The sequence below is a fragment of the Corallococcus sp. BB11-1 genome (assembly GCF_026626625.1).
Lineage (GTDB): Bacteria > Myxococcota > Myxococcia > Myxococcales > Myxococcaceae > Corallococcus > Corallococcus soli.
Genome location: NZ_JAPNJY010000014.1, coordinates 23,378 through 39,729, shown reverse-complemented (window position 1 = coordinate 39,729; position 16,352 = coordinate 23,378). Strand labels below are relative to the sequence as shown.

The following is a 16,352-nucleotide window of genomic DNA, read 5'->3' as shown; positions in this document are numbered from 1 at the left end:
CGTTCGCGCCGGAAATGGGCATAACCTGCAACACCATGAGATCTCTTCCCGTCCTGCTCCTGCTGGGACTCGCGGGCGTCGCCCCGGGCTGCGCCACCCCCCTCTCCACGATGCAGACCGCGAAGACGCTGTCGCCCGGCCAGGTCCAGGTGACGGGCAGCATGGGCGTCTTCGTCCCGATGGGGACCCTGGGAAGCGTGGTGGACGTGGGCATCGACCAGGGGCGCGAGGCGATCAACGCCATCGAGGAGGGCCGGCCCTACTCCCTCTCCGAGGAGGATCAGCAGCGCCTGCTCACCGCCGGCCTGTCCCTGGTGGTGGCCCCGCCGGGCGTCAACCCGGAGCTGATGGTGCGGGTGGGGGTCCTGGACGGGCTGGACCTGGGCGGCCGCTTCAGCGCCAACGCCCTGCGCTTCGACGGAAAGGTGCGGCTGGCCCATGGCGGGGAGGCCCAGAACCGCTCCTATGACCTGGCCCTGGGGCTGGGGGTGTCCAAGCACCTGTTCTCCGGGGCGGTGCTGGACGTGCTGGAGGTGGTGGAGCTGGGGGACTTCAACCGCTTCGACGTGGAGGTGCCGCTGTACCTGAGCGCCGAGTACGGCGATGTGTTCAAGCTCTACGCGGCCCCCAAGTACGTCTACAGCCACACCCGGCTGGACGCGCAGCTGGTGGACTTCTCCGAGCAGGGCGCCCCGGTGACGGGCTTCGACGTGAGCCTGCCCACCACCGTCCGCAGCCACTTCGTGGGCTCCACGGTGGGCTTCGCCCTGGGGTACCGCTACGTGCACGTCTACGCGGAGCTGACGGGCGGCTACGTGTTCTGCAAGCCGGACATCTTCGGGGCGAAGCGGGAGCTGGGGGGGATGACCTTCCTGCCGTCCATCGGGCTGGCCTTCCGCTCGCCGGGCTCACGTCCGCCCGCGTCCGCGGCCCCCGCCGCCCCGGGGACGGTGGCCCCGCCCTCCCTATGAAGGGGATTCCAGGGGGGACTGACCGGCCGTGCAGGGGGGCGGGGGGCGGGCCGTGGGGCGCTGACGCGAGCGTTCCTTTGGGGCGGAAGGCTCTGGTAGTGTCCGGGCCGGTGAGGATTCGCGCGTGAACCAGGCACCCGCCCCATTCCCGCCCAGGTCCGGGTCGCACCCGCGCGGGCCGCACCTGACGGGGCGGTTCGCGGACGGGACGCTGGGGGAGTTTCCCCTGGGGGCGACGACGTCGCTCGGCCGCCACCCGTCCAACACGCTCCGGCTCGTGGACCGCGAGGTCTCCAAGGAGCACGCGACCATCGAGAAGGTGGGGCGCGACTTCGTCCTGCGCGACCTGAACTCGTCCAACGGCACCTTCGTCAACGGGCGCCGGGTGACGGGGGAGATGCGGCTGCGCGACGGGGATGAGATCGCCCTGGGCTCCTCCCGGCTCGTCTTCCACAGCGGCGAGGCCGCGGCCGGGCAGGGCAACAACCCGCCCACGCTGCCGGGCGTGACGGTGGTGGCCAACGCCGTCTCCATGCCGGCCTTCCTGGCGCAGATGGACCAGGTGCCGCAGAACTTCCGCCCGGCCGAGCAGGTGACGGACAACGCCGCGCTGCGTCGTGACTACGAGAAGCTGCGAATCGCCCACGAGTTCCACCGGCAGGTGAGCCTCAAGGGCAACCAGGCGGACCTGTTCGAGCAGATCCTGAAGGTGGCCTTCGAGCTGCTGGCGGCCGACCACGGCGTCATCCTGAAGGTGGGCGTGGAAGGGGAGTTCATCCCGGCCGCGGTGCACCACCGGCAGGGCAAGCAGGTGAACGTCATGCTGTCGGACACCGTGCTCAAGCGCGTGGTGGAGACGGGCAAGGCGGTGCTGACGGCGGACGCCATCATCGACGAGCGCTTCTCCGCGGCGGAAAGCATCGTGGCGCAGGGCATCCGCTCCGCCATGGCGGTGCCGCTGATGGTGAACGGCGACATCCAGGCGGTGCTGTTCCTGGACAGCCGGCAGCAGATCAACGCCTTCTCGGAGAAGGACCTGACCATCCTGTCCGGCATCGCCGCGCAGGCCGGCATCGCGCTGGAGAACGCGGCCCTGGCCGAGCAGATCCGCAACGAGGCGGTGACGCGCGCGGAATTGTCGCGCTTCCTGTCCAAGGCGGTGGCGGACGCGGTGATCAACGGCGGCACGGAGGACCTGCGCCAGAGCCGGCTCGCGGAGGTGAGCTGCCTGTTCGCGGACATCCGCGGCTTCACCACCCTGGCGGAGAGTGATTCGCCGCAAGAGGTGGTGTCCATGCTCAACAGCTTCTTCACCGCGATGGCGGACGTGGTGTTCCGCTACGAGGGCAACCTGGACAAGTTCATCGGGGACTGCGTGATGGCGGTGTGGGGTCCGCCGTCGTCGCACCCGGATGATCCGGGCCGGGCGCTGAGGGCGGCGCTGGAGATGCAGGACGCCGTCACGGAGCTCAACCGGCAGCGCGTGCTGGACGGCAAGAAGCCCATTGAAGTGGGCATTGGCGTCAACACGGGGCAGGCGGTCGTGGGCTACATGGGCAGCGCGGAGCGGCACGAGTTCACCGCCATTGGCGACACCGTCAACACCGCGTCGCGGCTGTGCGGCATCGCGAAGAGCGGCGAGGTGCTGGCGTCGGAGGCGACGGTGCGCAAGTCCGGGCCGGGCTTCGACGTGGAGGAGCTGCCCATGCTCCAGGTGAAGGGCAAGGAGAAGGGCGTGCAGACCTTCCGCGTGCACGGCGCGGAGCTGACCACCTCCGCCTCCCGCAAGGTGCGCTAGAGCCATGCGCGCCATGACCACGACGCAGTCGTGCCCCAACTGCGGCACGGTGCACGACACCCGGGTGTACGTGAGCGGCCAGAAGGTCGTGTGCCGCTGCGGCATCCGGTTCGAGGTGCGGCGCGCGGACGTGTCCAGCATCCGCCCGGCCGACGCGTCGCTCAGCCGGCCGCCTGTCCGGGCCGACGAGGAAACAGGTGTCGCGGTGACGTTCACGCCGCGCACGGTGGGAAATCCACCGGTGTCGATGTCACCTTCCGCCGCTCCGGGTGTTGGGACCGGCAGGGAGGACAGCAGGTTGGGACGTGAGACGGATCCCTACGGCGGACCTTCGGAGGCGACGGCCATGGCCCGGTCGCAGCCGACGTCCGTGCGGGCGGAAGCCGTCCCTGATTCCCCGGGGGGAGCCGAGATGAACGTCCTGCGACCGGATGGGATGACGAAGTCGGGTGAGGGCGCGGTGCCGGTGGGAGGCGTTCCGGCCGCGGTGGAAGCGGCCTCCGGGCAGCCGTCCGGGGTGGCGCTGCCGTCGTCGGACCCCGCCGCGCTGGACGCGGCCCCGGAAGGGGAGGGGGCCACGGTGGTGCGCGTGCGGACGCCGGCGGCCGGCGAAGCTCGCGCCCCGGTGGACACCGGCATGCGCGCCATCGAGCACGCGGAGACGATGCTGACGGGCGCGAAGCCCCGGCTTCCGGGCCTGGAGCTGCTGGAGGTGCTGGGCCGTGGCGGCATGGGCGAGGTGTGGCTCGCGCGCCAGCAGTCGCTGGGCCGCACGGTGGCGGTGAAGGTGCTGCCGCCCCGGCTGGCGAAGGACGCGGAGTTCGTGTCGCGCTTCGACAAGGAGGCCACGGCGCTGGCGGCCCTGAGCCACCCCCACATCGTGCAGATCATCGACCGGGGCGTGGAGGGCGAGCACTACTACTTCGTCATGGAGTACGTGGAGGGCCAGTCGCTGCGCCACGCGCTGGGGGGCGCGGATCCGATTTCGCCCCAGCAGGCGCTGAAGGTGCTGTTGCAGGTGGCGCGCGCGGTGGAGGCCGCGCACGAGAAGAACATCATCCACCGCGACCTGAAGCCGGAGAACATCCTGTTGGATGGCCGGCTCAACGCGAAGGTGGCGGACTTCGGGCTCGCGGGCATCCGGCAGCCGGACTCCCAGAAGCAGCTCACCGCCACGTCGGTGGCCATGGGCACGCTCAACTACATGGCCCCGGAGCAGCGCCGGGACGCGAAGAACGTGGACGGCCGGGCGGACCTCTTCTCGCTGGGCGTGATGATGTACGAGGCGCTCACCGGCGAGCTGCCCGTGGGCCGCTTCAAGCTGCCGTCCCAGCGCGTGCGAGGCCTGGACCCGCGCGTGGATCCGGTGGTGGAGCGCCTGCTGGAGACGGACCGCGAGGCGCGCTACGCCACCGCGACCGAGGTGTGCGAGGCGCTGGAGGACCTGGTGTCCTCCACGTCGTCGCCCCACGTCGTGGCGCCCGCGTCGGAGCTGGCGCGGGTGCGCGGCGCGGAGGTCGTCCCCGCCGGTCGGGCGGCTCCGGGGGCCGAGAGCGTCCTCCTGGAGAAGTTCAACGCGGGCTGGGGCCGCGTGCGCACGGGCCTGTCCGTGGTGGGGGGCCTGGCGCTGCTGGGCTTCGCGGTGCGCGCCTTCGTGGGCCCGGTGAGCCTGCACCTGGGCCAGGACGACAAGTACGTCATCGGCACGCAGGGGCTGAAGGTGAAGCCCGGCCAGGCGCAGTGGCCGCCCAACACGAACGGCGAGGTGTTCTCCGACTTCAAGCTGACGCCGCCCACCGGCAACGGGACGGCGTCCACGCTGGAGGTCGGCTTCGGAGAGGGCACCGAGGAGATCAACGTCCACAGCGGCTCGTGGCGCATGGTGAACGGCGAGCTGGAGGCCATCCAGGGCGGCATGGAGACGGACGGCAACAAGCTGGTGCCGCGCGCCTACCTGGCCCACCGCTACTTCTCCAGCGACGACTTCACGGCGGAGACGCTGATGGACGTGAAGCCGCTGGGCCGCGAGTACCTGGTGGAGGAGGACGCGCAGCACTTCGGGGAGCTGGCGTACCGCATCCGCGACGTGCAGGTGTCCGTCTTCGCCATCCCGGACGTGGGCATGCGCCTGTCGTGGCGCTACATCTCCTCCGAGGACGGGCGGGAGGTGGTGGGCAACAGCGCCGACGACGCGAGGAACCTCGTCGGGGATGAGATGCCGCTGCCCCGGCACGGCCCGTTCCTGGTGCGCCTGCAGCTGCGCAAGCAGAAGAACGGCGTGCGCGCGGACGCCTTCCTCAACAAGAAGCTCTTCGCCACCAAGATGCTCCCCGGCTTCGAGGGCCGCACCGGCAAGCTGGCGCTGGGGTGTCGCAACCTGAAGTGCACCTTCGACGACCTGAAGGTGTCGGGGACGCTCCAGCCCCGCCCGGCGCGCCGGCTCGCCACGGGCGGCGAGTAGCCCGTCCGCCTCCGCCGCCCCCGGCGGCACTTGCCGCCCCGTCCCGCCGGTCCCACCTTGCTCCCGCCGGGCTCCGTGTCCTTCACGGGCCCGTCACGTCGTCGGGTGGGGGTGGCATGGGCGAGGAGCTGGGTCGCATCCTCTGGGTGCCTGCGTGCGCGGCGGGGCTCACCGTGCTGCTGCTGGCGGTGTTCACCCTGGGACGGATGTCCGCCAGGGACAGGCCCCGGTGGCTGCTGGCGGGCTTCGGCGCGCTGGCCCTGGGGCTGGTGCTCTTCGTCCCGTGGCTTGGGGATGAACCCCTGGTGCGCGTCTCGCCGGACGTGCTCGTCAAGGCGGTGGGCGGGGTGCTGCTGGTGCTCGCCGCGGGGGTGTGCGCCCGCGCGGCGCGGGTGCGGCTGAGGGCGGATGCCCTGGTGGGCACCGCGCCCCTGTCCCTGGATGACGCGGTGGCGGCCGTGCGCGCGGGGCGCCCGCCGGGCTTTGGCGTGTACCGGGGCCAGTTGGAGTCACCGGAGACGCTGACGTCGCCGGGCGGCGTGCCGTGCGCCTTCTACGACGCGGCGGTGCACGCGGTGGGCGCCCATGGCCGCAAGGGGCCGCTGTTGTCGCGGGAGCGCGCCTACGCGCCGGTGCTGTTGCTGCGCGGGGAGCGCACGCGGGCGACGGTGGGCTTCGCGCCCTCGGCGCTGCTGGCCCCGGTGGAGGTGCGCCGGTGCGTGTCCGCGCCCGCGCTCACCCGGGAGGAGCTGTTGGGCCCGCCCATGGAGGCCCTGTCCTGGGAGCGCGTGGGCACCCCGGGCGAAGCGTGTCTGGTGGTGGGGGAGCTGCGGCGCGGGCCCCGCGAGGGCACCTGGGAGTTGCGCGGTCGCGGTGGGCGTCCGGCGCTGGTGGTGCTGGGCGGCGAGGCCACGGGCGTCGGCGGGGTGCTGTCCCGCCGGGCCTGGAGGCACTTCGCGGCGGCCGGGGCACTGTCCCTGGCCGCCGCGGTCATGCTCGCCCGGACCCTGTAGCCCTCAGGGGCCCGGACGTGGGGCCCCGGCCCTCAGGGGCCGGGGGGAAGCGACTTCACCCTGGATCGACCTTGCAGTTGTTGGGGCAGTCGTCGTTGTCGTTCGTGTTGCCGTCGTCGCAGGTCTCGTCGAACTTGTACTGGGTGATGCCGTCGCCGCAGCGGGCGTTCCAGATGCAGGTCAGGCTGCACTTGCCGTAGCCCGGCCCGTTGGCGTTGCCCAGGTCGCACGTCTCACCCACGTCGACCTTGCCGTTGCCGCAGGTGGACTCGCAGGTGGTGCGCTGGGTTTCGAAGTTGTTCAGGGTGAGCTTGTACGAGGACGCGGTCTGGTGGCGCTCGGCCTGGAACACGACGACCTCGTAGATCTTGCCCTTCTGCAGGTTCAGCTTCGTGGCGACCTGCGTGTCCTTCAGGTCCACCTGGCCCTCCAGCGCACCGTGCACACCGCCCAGGTCCAGGGCGAGCCGGCCGTTGATGAACACCCACACGTCGTCGTCACCGTTGAAGTTCAGCAGTTCGGTGCCCTTGAACTCGAACCAGTAGCGGGTCTCGCTGGTGAAGCTGAAGTTGTGGCCGTTGGCGCCCTTGTTCTCCAGGCCCCGGGCCACCCAGCCCTTGTTGTCGAGCGGGAAGAAGGCCGGGTTGTTGAACAGGTAGGAGCCCGTGGCGCCCTGCTTGTTCAGCGTCAACGTGCCGACCTCCGTGATGTTGACGTTGGGCGTGTCGCGGTACCACTGGTCGAAGGCCGCCTTGCCGTGGGTGGTGTTGGAGGTGACGCCCTCCTTCGCGTACTGGGGCTTTCCATCCGTGCCCAGCCGGCCGGTGTAGAGGGGGCCCACGATGCCCAGCTCGTTGCCGTTGGCGTCGTCGAAGTCCGGGTGGAAGACGCCGCCCACGTTGTTCGCCTTGCCGCGGAAGTCGCGGTACACGACGGGGATCTCCACGGTGTTCGGCGGCGTTTCGGTGACGCGGGTGCAGGCGAAGCCATCCTCCAGCTTGCAGGTGGCGGAGCAGCCGTCGTTGGCGCGCACGTTGCCGTCGTCGCACTCCTCGGTGGTGTCATTCGGGAGGATGATGCCGTCGCCGCAGCGGGCCTCGCAGGTGCCGTCCACGCACCGGGGCTCCAGCACGCACAGGGGCGAGCAGCCGTCGCCCATGTCGTTGTTGCCGTCGTCACACTGCTCGGTGCCTTCCTTCTTGCCGTCGCCGCAGGTCGTCTTCGCGCACGGCTGGCCCGGGTCACACTTGTAGCCCGGCTCCAGGCGGCAGGTGTCGCTGCAACCGTCGCCGTTCTTGGGGGGGGTGTTGCCGTCCTCGCACTCCTCGTCGCCCGCGATGATGCCGTCGCCGCACTCGGCGGCCCGGCAGCGCTGACCCTGGAAGGGGCAGGACCAGCCCGGCTCGATGGACTTGCAGTCCGCCGCGCAGCCGTCGCCGTCCGCCTTGTTGCGGTCGTCGCACACCTCGGGCGTCGCACCGGCGTCCACGTCGCCCAGTTCGATGACGCCGTTGCCGCAGGCCGTGCCGACCACGCACTTCTGGCCCGGCGTCGGACACTCGAAGCCGATCTCCACTTCCTGGCAGTCGAACGAGCAGCCGTCGCCGCTCACGTTGTTGCTGTCGTCACACGCTTCGTCAGTGGAGTGCTTCTTGCCGTCGGCACAGACGGCCGGGCCTTCGTCGATGGGACCTCCGTCCGTCGTTCCACCGTCAGTGACAGGGGTGCCGCCGTCGTTCGACGTGTCGTCGCCGGGACAGGCCGTCAGGGTCAACAGCAGGGAGGCGAGCACGAGGCTCGTGAGTCGACTTCGCGAGGGGGAATGTTTCAGCATGGACTGGATGCTGGAAGGCCCTGACCCCGCGTGTCAAATGGATCAGGTGTATTCGCACCCAGTCAGCGCGTGAAGGTGCAGAAAGCCCGTACCCCTGTACGGGTGTACGGGCCTCCAGGGTGATGGGTCTGTGTGTTGGGACTACATGGACTCCAACTCCCGGCCCTTCGTTTCCTTGATGAAGCGCACGGCGAAGAAGAGGGAGAACACGGCGGCCGCGGCATACAGGCCGTAGGCCCAGCCGAGCCCGATGGCCTGGAGCGACGGGAACGTGGCGGACACGAGGAAGTTGGCCATCCACTGCGCCATCGCGGCGATGGACAGCGCGAGCGCGCGGATCCGGTTGGGGAACATCTCGCCCAGCAGCACCCAGACGACGGGGCCCCAGGAGAAGCCGAAGAAGACGACGTAGAGGTTGGCGGCGATGAGCGCCGTGGTGCCGGCGGCGCCCTGCAACACGGGTTTGCCCGAGGGATCCAACGGCGCGGTGCCGAAGAGGTACGCCATCAGGCCCAGCGTGAGCGCCATGCCGAGCGAGCCGATGATGAGCAGGGGCTTCCTGCCAATCTTGTCCACGAAGGCGATGGCGACGAGCGTGGTGAGGATGTTGGTGACGCTGGTGATGACGGTGATGAGCAGCGAGTTCTGCTCGGAGAAGCCCACCGCCTGCCAGAGCACGCTGGAGTAGTAGAAGATGACGTTGATGCCCACGAACTGCTGGAGTATCGCGAGCACGATGCCGATCCACACGATGGGCAGCAGGCCGAAGCGGCCCCCCTTGAGGTCCGCCAGGTGCGGCGTGTGGTCCGAGCGCACGGAGCGGCGGATCTCCACGACCTTGGAGGGTGCGGTGTCCCCTTCGATGTCGCGCAGGACCTTCAGGGCCTCCTGCTCACGGCCGTTGGCCACCAGGTAGCGGGGCGACTCGGGGATGAAGAGCGCGCCCAGGCCGTAGAGGATGGCGGGCGGCAGGCCGCTGAAGAACATCCAGCGCCACGCGGTGATGCCGAACCAGCCCGGGTTGGAGGCCGAGCCCGCGGCGCGCGCGATGGCGAAGTCGCCCAGCAGGGCCATGAAGATGCCCACCACGATGGCCAGTTGTTGCAGCGACGCCAGCCGGCCTCTCAGGTGCGCCGGGGCGATCTCCGCGATGTACGCGGGCGCCACGACGCTGGCCGCGCCCACGCCCAGCCCGCCCACCAGCCGCCAGATGCTCAGGTCCCACAGCGAGAACGCCAGGCCGGAGCCGAGCGCGCTGATGATGAACAGCCCGGAGGCGATGATCATCGTGCGCGTCCGGCCGTAGCGGTCCGCGATGTGCCCCGCGGAGAAGGCGCCAATCGCGGAGCCGATCAACGCGGAGGACACCGCCAGGCCCAGGGCCCAGCTGCTCGCGGCGAACTGGGTCTGGAGGGCGCCGACGGTGCCGTTGATGACGGAGGTGTCGAATCCAAAGAGGAAGCCGCCCAGCGCGGCCACCACGGAGATGATGAGGAACCGGCCGGTGTGGGTCTCCGGTTGCGCGGTGGGCCGTCTGTCTGTCGGGACATCCAGGATATCCGGCATGACGTGCTCCTCCCCAGGGGGCACGTCCTGCACGGGAACGGGGGGGGAGGAAGCTGACCGCCTCCCAGAGAGTCCGTCCTCGCGGTTCGCACAACGGCCCTCACGAGAGGTGGCCTTCCCCCACGCCGGAAGGCACCCTCGAACAGGGCACCGCCCGTGTGGCTGCCCGCTGGGAGACGGAGCGCCGTTAGGACGGGCCGGGCGTCGCTCAGCCCTCGTCCGCCAGGCCGTACTCCTTGAGCTTGCGGCTGAGCGTGTTGCGGCCGATCTCCAGCGTCCTGGCCGCCGCCGTCCGGTTGCCCTTCACCGCCTCCAGCACCCGCAGGATGTGACGGCGCTCCACCTCCGCCAGCGGGAGGAGCAGCGGCGCGTCTCCCGGCGTGCTGGCGGGGGCGTCCCGGTCGTCCCGCGCTTCGGGCGGCGGGGGCGACGGGGCGCGGTCGAGCGAGGGCAGGGGCAGGTGCTCCTCGAGGATCTCTCCCTCGGACAGCACCACGGCGCTCTCGATGCAGTTCTCCAGCTCGCGCACGTTGCCGGGCCAGCGGTAGCGCTTGAGGCGCTCCAGCGCGGCGACGCTCAGGCGCGGGGCCGTCAGCCGGTGGCGCCGGGCGGCGGTGGCGATGAAGTGTCGCGCGAGCCGTTCGATGTCCTCCGCGCCGCGCTCGCGCAGCGGGGGCAGCACCAGCTCCACGACCTTGATGCGGTAGTAGAGATCCTCGCGGAACCTGCCCTCCGCCACCATGCGCGGCAGGTCGCGGTGCGTGGCCGCGACGATGCGCACGTCCACCTTGACGGCCTGCGTGCCGCCCACGCGCTCGAACTCACGGTCCTGGAGCACGCGCAGCAGCTTGCCCTGCACGGATTGGGGCAGCTCACCCAGCTCGTCGATGAACACCGTGCCGCCGTCGGCCGCCTCGAACTTGCCGGGCATGCGGTGGTCGGCGCCGGTGAAGGCGCCCTTCTCGTGGCCGAACAGCTCGTTCTCGATGAGGGAGGCGGGCAGGGCCGCGCAGTCCACCTTCACGAAGGGCTTGTCGCGCCGGGGGCCGTTGACGTGGATGGCGCGCGCGAACAGCTCCTTGCCGCAGCCGCTCTCGCCGCGCAGCAGCACCGTGGCGTCCGTGGGCGCGGCCTTCTGCACCAGGCGGTAGAGGGCCTTGAGCGGCGGGGCCTCACCGATGATGCGGTTGAAGAAGTAGCCCACCGGGGCCTGGGGCTGGTCCTTCGCGCGCTGGAGCTCCTGGTAGAGGCTGGTGGACTGCAGCGCGGTGCTCACCTGGGCCGCGATGGCGGTGAGCTTCTGGGTGTCGTCCTCGGTGAAGGGGCCGCCGCCCAGGCGGTTGAGCACCTGGAGCACGCCGTACACCGCGCCGGCCGCGTCGCGCAGGGGCACCGCGGCCAGGCTGGTGGTGCGGTAGCCCGTCATCCGGTCGATGTCCGCGAAGAAGCGCCGCTCGCCGCGCGGATCCGGGACGTGCACGGGTTCGCCGGCCTCCGCCACGTAGCCGGCCACGCCCTGGCCCAGCTTCACGCGGATCTGCGCGACCTCCGGCAGGTGCGCCGCGCGGCTGAACAGCTCGCGGCGCACCGGATCCAACAGCCACAGCGTGCCGCGGTCCGCCTGGAGCGTGATGGCGATGCGATCCACGAGCGTCTGGAGGAAGGCATCCAGGTCCACCTCGCGCCCGACGAGGCCGCCGAAGGGAAGCAGGACCTGGGACACATCCGGCGGGGACGAGGGCATGGCGGCGGGGAGCGGTGGCAGCGTGAAGGGCTCGCGAGACACTGTAGCGCAGGGCTCGGCGTGCGTGAGGCTCATGCGCCCGCCGCGCGGCCCAGCAGCATGCGCTGGCCTTCGCGCGCGGGCTCGGTGAAGGGGAACAGGCCGCGCGCCTGCTGCGCCATGTCCTCCAGCAGGTCGTCCGCGTGGGACGGATCATGGTGGAAGAGGAAGAGGCGGCCGGCGTGCAGGTCCCTGGCCACCTTGGCCGCGTCCATCATCGTCGAGTGGCCCCAGCCCTTCTTGGGCATGCCCTTCCTGCCCTCGTATTCGTCGGGCGTGTACTGCGCGTCCAGGCACAGCGCGTCCGCGCCCTCGAAGTGGCGCGCCACGTCCGACGTGAGGCGCTCCGGCAGCTCCACGTCCGTCGCGTACACGAAGGAGTGGCCGTCCGCTTCCACGCGGTAGGCCATGCAGCCATCCGGGTGAGGCACGTCGATGGGCGTCACCTTGAACGGGCCCACCTCCACCGTCTGGCCATGCAGCGCGGAGCCGAAGGCCATCTTCGAGCGCATGGTGGACAGCGGCACCGGGAACTGCGGCGGGCACATCTGCTGCGACAGCGTGGACTCCAGCGCCTGCGCGCCGTTGGCGCCCGGGCCGTACAGCGCCAGCGCCGTGGTGGGCAGGTACGCGGGCGTGAAGAAGGGGAAGCCCTGCACGTGGTCCCAGTGCAGGTGCGAGAAGAACATCGTCGCCTTCTGCGGGGCGCCCTCGCGCAGCATCACCTCGCCCAGCGTGCGGATGCCCGTGCCCGCGTCGAGGATCAGGCGCTCGCCCTGGCTCGTCACCTCCACGCACGCCGTGTTGCCACCGATGCGCGAGCCCGACACCGCGATGCTGCCCCGAACGCCGAAGAACCGGATTTCCATGATGTGCCTCCTGATGCTTCCGGCACCCTTGCGAGGCGCCCTGACGCGAAAGGGACAGAGCACGTCCGGTGCCAGCGCCAAGGGGCTGGAATCATTGGGGTGGGGGAGGGGATGACGGAGGGCTGCACCATTCTGGGGCGCTCCGGATGGGGCCGGGCGGTCCATTCCGGCGCGGCCCAGCAGGCGGCGGAATCCTGGTAGGACCGGGGGACATCATGGCGACGATCGCGTTCTGCACCATCAAGGGAGGCGTGGGGAAGACGACCCTGTGCGCGCACGTGGCGGCGGCGCTGGCGGACGCGGGGCGCCGGGTGCTGCTGCTGGACCTGGATCCGCAGGCGCACGCGTCGCTGGTGCTGGGCCTGGAGTCGCGTGACGGCCCGTGCGTGGCGGATGCCTTCGGGCCCCGGCCGAAGCACCGGCTGGACGAGGTGGTGGTGGCGTCACCGAAGCGGCCGAACCTTTACATCGCGCCGGGGGCCCCGCGCATGGCGGCGCTGGAGCGGGAGCTGTTCGGCTGGGGGCACCGCCTGCAGGCGCTGCCGAGAGCGCTCAAGACGCTCTCGTGGACGCCGGACGTCATCCTCGTGGACACGCCGCCGTCCATCGGCGCGTTCACGGAGGCGGTGATGTGCTTCGCGGACGTGGTGGTGGCGCCGGTGCCCACGGGCGCGTTCGCGTTGCAGGGGCTGGCGGAGATTGAGACGGCGTGGCGCGAGGTGCGTGAGGAGGGCGGCCAGCTGGTGGCTGCGGTGAACCTGTGGGACCGGCGCACGCCCGCGACCAACGAGGCGATGGAAGAGGCGCTGAAGGACGTGACGGTGCCCGTGCTGCGCGCGCGCATCCCGCGCTCGGAGTCCATCAACCAGGCGGGACTGGGCTACGAGGTGGTGTTCGACACGAGCCCGAACGCGCCAGGCGCGGAGGAACTGCGCGCGTTGGCCCAGGAGCTGGCGAAGCGCGCGGGGTTGCGCTGAAGGGGCCGGCCGTCAGTCCAGGTCCTCCAGCGCTATCTCCGCCAGCTCGCGGTAGAGGGGCACCACCTCCACCGAGAGCAGGTCCTCTAGCAGCCTCTGTGCTCCTACCTTGTCACCAGCTAGCGCGAGGTCGTCAGCCCTCGCCCTCGTTCGCGACAGGCGGATGGATCCGTCCCGGATCCGGGCGCGGGCCTCGCGCAGGAGGATGGTTGCTGCGGCCACGTCTTGGACTGCTGCGTGCGCGTCAGTCTCAGGGATGGCGACCTCGCGAGCCGTGCGTAGAAGCAGCTCACGTACAGTCGGGGTGAGCGTTAGTGACTCTCCCGCTTCGACGCGAGCGGCAAGCGCGCGCACCTCATCCCAGTTGATGCCCTGGCCCACGCTCATCATCCTTTTCGTTGCGGTGAGCACCTATCGTGGGGCCACTCGCCCTGCTGCCCCTCAAAGTACCGGAAGCACTCGTAGCAGGGGCTGCGCCAGCCCTTCTCCTGGCACTCCACGTACTCGCCCAGGCAGTAGTTCTTCCATTCCGGCAGGTCAGGCTTGGCCAGCTCCGCAGCCGCCTTGGCGGCGAAGAGGATCTCCTCCGCCTCCAGCTTCGTGGCGCCGCAGCGCTCCGGCGCCGTCGGGTGCGTCTTCACGCAGCAACTCACTGTGGAGTCTTTTGGGGTGCACAGCGCCTGTGCCAGGGACACCGTCGCGTTGCTGGCCTGGGCGTGTGACGTACCGCTACGGCTCGTCGTCGCCAGGACGAGTCCGAGGACCACCAGCGTGCCCCATGCGCGTCCAGACGCACCCGAACGCCCGCATCGGCGAACTGCTGCCGCACGAATGGAAGCGCCTGCGCGCCGCCGACGCATCCCAACGCCTCGCGTCTTAATCCGTCGCACCGCTCGACACCGCGCGCCTCCCGTCCGCCCTCAAGCGATCCGGCACGTCGTTGGCCGGACGGTTACCCTGGAGGGTGGGGCGAGGCTTCGGCAGGACCTGGGTCTGTTCGCCTTCGCGGAGGCCAACCAGCGCGAGCGGATGGCCGGTGCGGGCGTGCGGTGGACGTTCGGCTGGTGAAGCGCAGCGGCCCGCCCCGGAGCCTTGGGGCGGGCCGTAGATGTTATCAGCCGGGCGATTTGGTTGTCTCCAAGCTCTCATACGCTTGGCGTAGTTTCTTCTGGCCTTCGCTGAAGTTATCAAGACCGCGAACAACCAAGTAAATGGCTGCGGTCGCTTGAATCACCGAGGCAGTGTCGCCCAGGTCTTGTATTTTCTTCACTGCCTGTATGCCAGCAAGCAGGGCAAAGCTTAACTCGCCAACGGCGTACAATCTCCGATGCAGAACCCTGAGTTTGTAAAGGCCGATCCCCCCAAGAATAATCGATAGCACGCCCGCGACGAGTCCGATCGACTGCGCCCTTTGCATCCAGGCCAAGTACAGCGGGAAGACCAATGAATACATCAACCAGATAGTTGCTGCGACTGCACCCATAAGAGCAGTGCTGGTCGCCAAGCTCTTCGCTTCCGCCACTCTAAGGTCATACTTCGCTGTTCTTAAGCGCGCAGCAAATAGCTGCTCGGCATCTTCTTTCTCCCTGATGTCGGCCTCCATTTCCGCCATGCGGTTCTTGCCTGTTAGGATTTCGTGTGCTTGGTCTTCGATTTCGCTTGCGATGCTTTGTAGTTCCGACTTCTCCTCCTCGGTACGGGCGGCATTCATCCTGACGCCAAGCGTCACGTTGGCGATTCGGAGCACCTCGGCTTGTTGTTTGTTTCGCGCCTGGTCGTACGACAACTGTTCCTTGACTGTCGCTAAGGCCATTAATCGAAAGTCAGCCTCGGCGAGCCCTGTGGTGATGCGGTCTCTTAGTTTGATTAGCCTTGTTGTTGTGTTGAAGTTTTCCGGCGGAAGTACTCGCCTGAGCATGTCGTATAGTTTATTTGCCGTCTCATGTGTTTTGTCTGTATGGCTTGAGTCGCGGTCGAGTGCCGTTGCAGAGGTGTCCTTTGGCGTGATGTTGTTCATTGTGTGCCGATCGCCGTTGGCAGATGGAGCCGTCGAGTCGAGCGTGAACGCAGGCTGCCGTCAATCGTCTGTGCTGAAGTTGCGGTACGGTAGTCGCTCTGATGCTGTTGGGTTGATGGGGGCAGTTTATAGACTTCGCCTTGGGGGACCGCTCGACAGCGCCTGTTGGGCGCACATGTCCCACCGAGAAGCCGGTGGAGCTGCTGGCCTACCTCCTCGAGCGCTCCTGCTCGACGGGAGGCCTCGTCCTGGATCCGTTCACCGGCACCGGTGCGACGCTGGTGGCCGCGCAGCAGCTCGAGCGCCGGGCTGTGGGCGTGGAGCTCAAGGAGCGCTACTGCGAGGCCGCCGCGCGCAGGCTGGAGGCGGGGGGGGGCGCTGCGCTCCGGCGCGCTGCGTGAGCTGCGCCCGGTTCATGTTCCGCCACCTGGAATGAGGCGGCAAAAGAGGAACCCCCCTGGGCGCGAAAGGGGGCCCACGGCGTGGGTACCCTTCATCGTCCCGAAGGGACAGAACGGATCTGCCCCTCCCCCGATATGGGGATGCCCATATCGGGGGAGGGGCGGCGCCCCTTCTGTCCGGGCATGGACAGACGCACGGCAGGTGCCCGGTGAGATGGGCGGCGCAGCGGGACGACGCGGAGCCCGCAGTGGTGCAGGCCCTCCAACTGGCAGGCTGGACGGTGGAGCGCGTCTCGGCGCCGGGCTTCCCGGACCTGCTGTGCTGCCGGCGTGGGCAGGTGGTGCTGCTGGAGGTGAAGTCGAAGGGCGGGAGGATGAAGCCGGCACAGGTGGAGCTCCACGCCCGCCTGCGCGCGGCCGGCGTCATCGTCACCACGCCGGAGGAAGCGCTGGCGGCGGTGCGCGGGGAGGTGACGCGCACGGCGCTGGACGTCCGGGCGGAGAAGCGAGGGCGCTCGTCGCGGGCCCGCGCGACGTCGGCGGTGAAGCCGGGCCGGGCGGCGGGTGTTGTCAGGCCGGAGCGGTAGCAGGAAAGACGACGGGCCCGACCGGGGAAGACGGTCGAGCCCGCTCAAGCCAGGAGCACCGGGAGAAGCACCGCT

14 protein-coding genes are annotated in these 16,352 nt (G+C 69.7%); 7 read left to right on the top strand and 7 right to left on the bottom strand.

Features of this window, described 5'->3' with window-relative positions:
* The first annotated feature begins 35 nt into the window (after window positions 1–35).
* The 4 genes from OV207_RS12920 to OV207_RS12905 all read left to right on the top strand — a co-directional run bounded on the left by OV207_RS12920 (window position 36) and on the right by OV207_RS12905 (window position 6,243).
* Window positions 36–971, top strand: coding sequence for a hypothetical protein (locus tag OV207_RS12920; protein WP_267555398.1), 936 nt, complete (start codon window positions 36–38; stop codon window positions 969–971).
* A 124-nt stretch (window positions 972–1,095) separates the two neighbouring features.
* Entirely contained in the window at window positions 1,096–2,769 is a 1,674-nt protein-coding gene (locus tag OV207_RS12915; protein WP_193348772.1) for an adenylate/guanylate cyclase domain-containing protein, read from the top strand.
* A 13-nt stretch (window positions 2,770–2,782) separates the two neighbouring features.
* Window positions 2,783–5,230 carry a serine/threonine-protein kinase gene (locus tag OV207_RS12910; RefSeq protein ID WP_267555395.1) on the top strand — a complete coding sequence of 816 codons (2,448 nt, stop codon included), beginning with the start codon at window positions 2,783–2,785 and terminating at the stop codon, window positions 5,228–5,230.
* A 116-nt stretch (window positions 5,231–5,346) separates the two neighbouring features.
* Window positions 5,347–6,243 carry a hypothetical protein gene (locus OV207_RS12905; protein ID WP_267555393.1) on the top strand — a complete coding sequence of 299 codons (897 nt, stop codon included), beginning with the start codon at window positions 5,347–5,349 and terminating at the stop codon, window positions 6,241–6,243.
* A 55-nt stretch (window positions 6,244–6,298) separates the two neighbouring features.
* Here the strand turns inward: OV207_RS12905 and OV207_RS12900 are convergent, their stop codons facing one another.
* From OV207_RS12900 to OV207_RS12885, 4 genes are all read right to left on the bottom strand, one after another.
* Entirely contained in the window at window positions 6,299–8,077 is a 1,779-nt protein-coding gene (locus OV207_RS12900; RefSeq protein ID WP_267555390.1) for a DUF4215 domain-containing protein, read from the bottom strand.
* Between the two features lie 141 nt (window positions 8,078–8,218).
* Window positions 8,219–9,643, bottom strand: a complete 1,425-nt coding sequence (locus tag OV207_RS12895; RefSeq protein ID WP_267555387.1) for a sugar porter family MFS transporter — start codon at window positions 9,641–9,643, stop codon at window positions 8,219–8,221.
* A 208-nt stretch (window positions 9,644–9,851) separates the two neighbouring features.
* A complete protein-coding gene (locus OV207_RS12890) occupies window positions 9,852–11,462 on the bottom strand; it encodes a sigma 54-interacting transcriptional regulator (RefSeq protein WP_227027185.1) in 1,611 nt (536 codons plus the stop codon).
* Window positions 11,459–12,295 (bottom strand): MBL fold metallo-hydrolase, encoded by an 837-nt coding sequence (locus tag OV207_RS12885; RefSeq protein ID WP_267555381.1) that lies wholly within the window; start codon window positions 12,293–12,295, stop codon window positions 11,459–11,461. The genes OV207_RS12890 and OV207_RS12885 overlap by 4 nt, the downstream gene beginning before the upstream one ends.
* A gap of 215 nt (window positions 12,296–12,510) precedes the next feature.
* Here OV207_RS12885 and OV207_RS12880 point away from each other — a divergent pair, with 215 nt between their 5' ends.
* Window positions 12,511–13,272 (top strand): ParA family protein, encoded by a 762-nt coding sequence (locus tag OV207_RS12880; protein WP_193348778.1) that lies wholly within the window; start codon window positions 12,511–12,513, stop codon window positions 13,270–13,272.
* A 12-nt stretch (window positions 13,273–13,284) separates the two neighbouring features.
* Here the strand turns inward: OV207_RS12880 and OV207_RS12875 are convergent, their stop codons facing one another.
* From OV207_RS12875 to OV207_RS12865, 3 genes are all read right to left on the bottom strand, one after another.
* Window positions 13,285–13,659 carry a DUSAM domain-containing protein gene (locus OV207_RS12875; RefSeq protein WP_267555486.1) on the bottom strand — a complete coding sequence of 125 codons (375 nt, stop codon included), beginning with the start codon at window positions 13,657–13,659 and terminating at the stop codon, window positions 13,285–13,287.
* A complete protein-coding gene (locus OV207_RS12870; RefSeq protein WP_267555379.1) occupies window positions 13,659–13,913 on the bottom strand; it encodes a hypothetical protein in 255 nt (84 codons plus the stop codon). Before OV207_RS12870 ends, OV207_RS12875 begins: the two co-directional genes overlap by 1 nt.
* Window positions 13,914–14,386: 473 nt before the next feature.
* Complete coding sequence (locus OV207_RS12865; protein ID WP_267555377.1) at window positions 14,387–15,289, bottom strand: hypothetical protein; 903 nt, start codon at window positions 15,287–15,289, stop codon at window positions 14,387–14,389.
* Between the two features lie 140 nt (window positions 15,290–15,429).
* Between OV207_RS12865 and OV207_RS12860 the strand changes: the two genes are divergently transcribed.
* Both OV207_RS12860 and OV207_RS12855 read left to right on the top strand, forming a co-directional pair.
* Window positions 15,430–15,690 carry a site-specific DNA-methyltransferase gene (locus OV207_RS12860; RefSeq protein ID WP_267555375.1) on the top strand — a complete coding sequence of 87 codons (261 nt, stop codon included), beginning with the start codon at window positions 15,430–15,432 and terminating at the stop codon, window positions 15,688–15,690.
* Window positions 15,691–15,899: 209 nt separating this feature from the next.
* On the top strand, window positions 15,900–16,277 hold the full coding sequence (locus tag OV207_RS12855) for a VRR-NUC domain-containing protein (RefSeq protein ID WP_267555374.1): 378 nt from the start codon (window positions 15,900–15,902) through the stop codon (window positions 16,275–16,277).
* Window positions 16,278–16,352 lie beyond the last annotated feature (75 nt).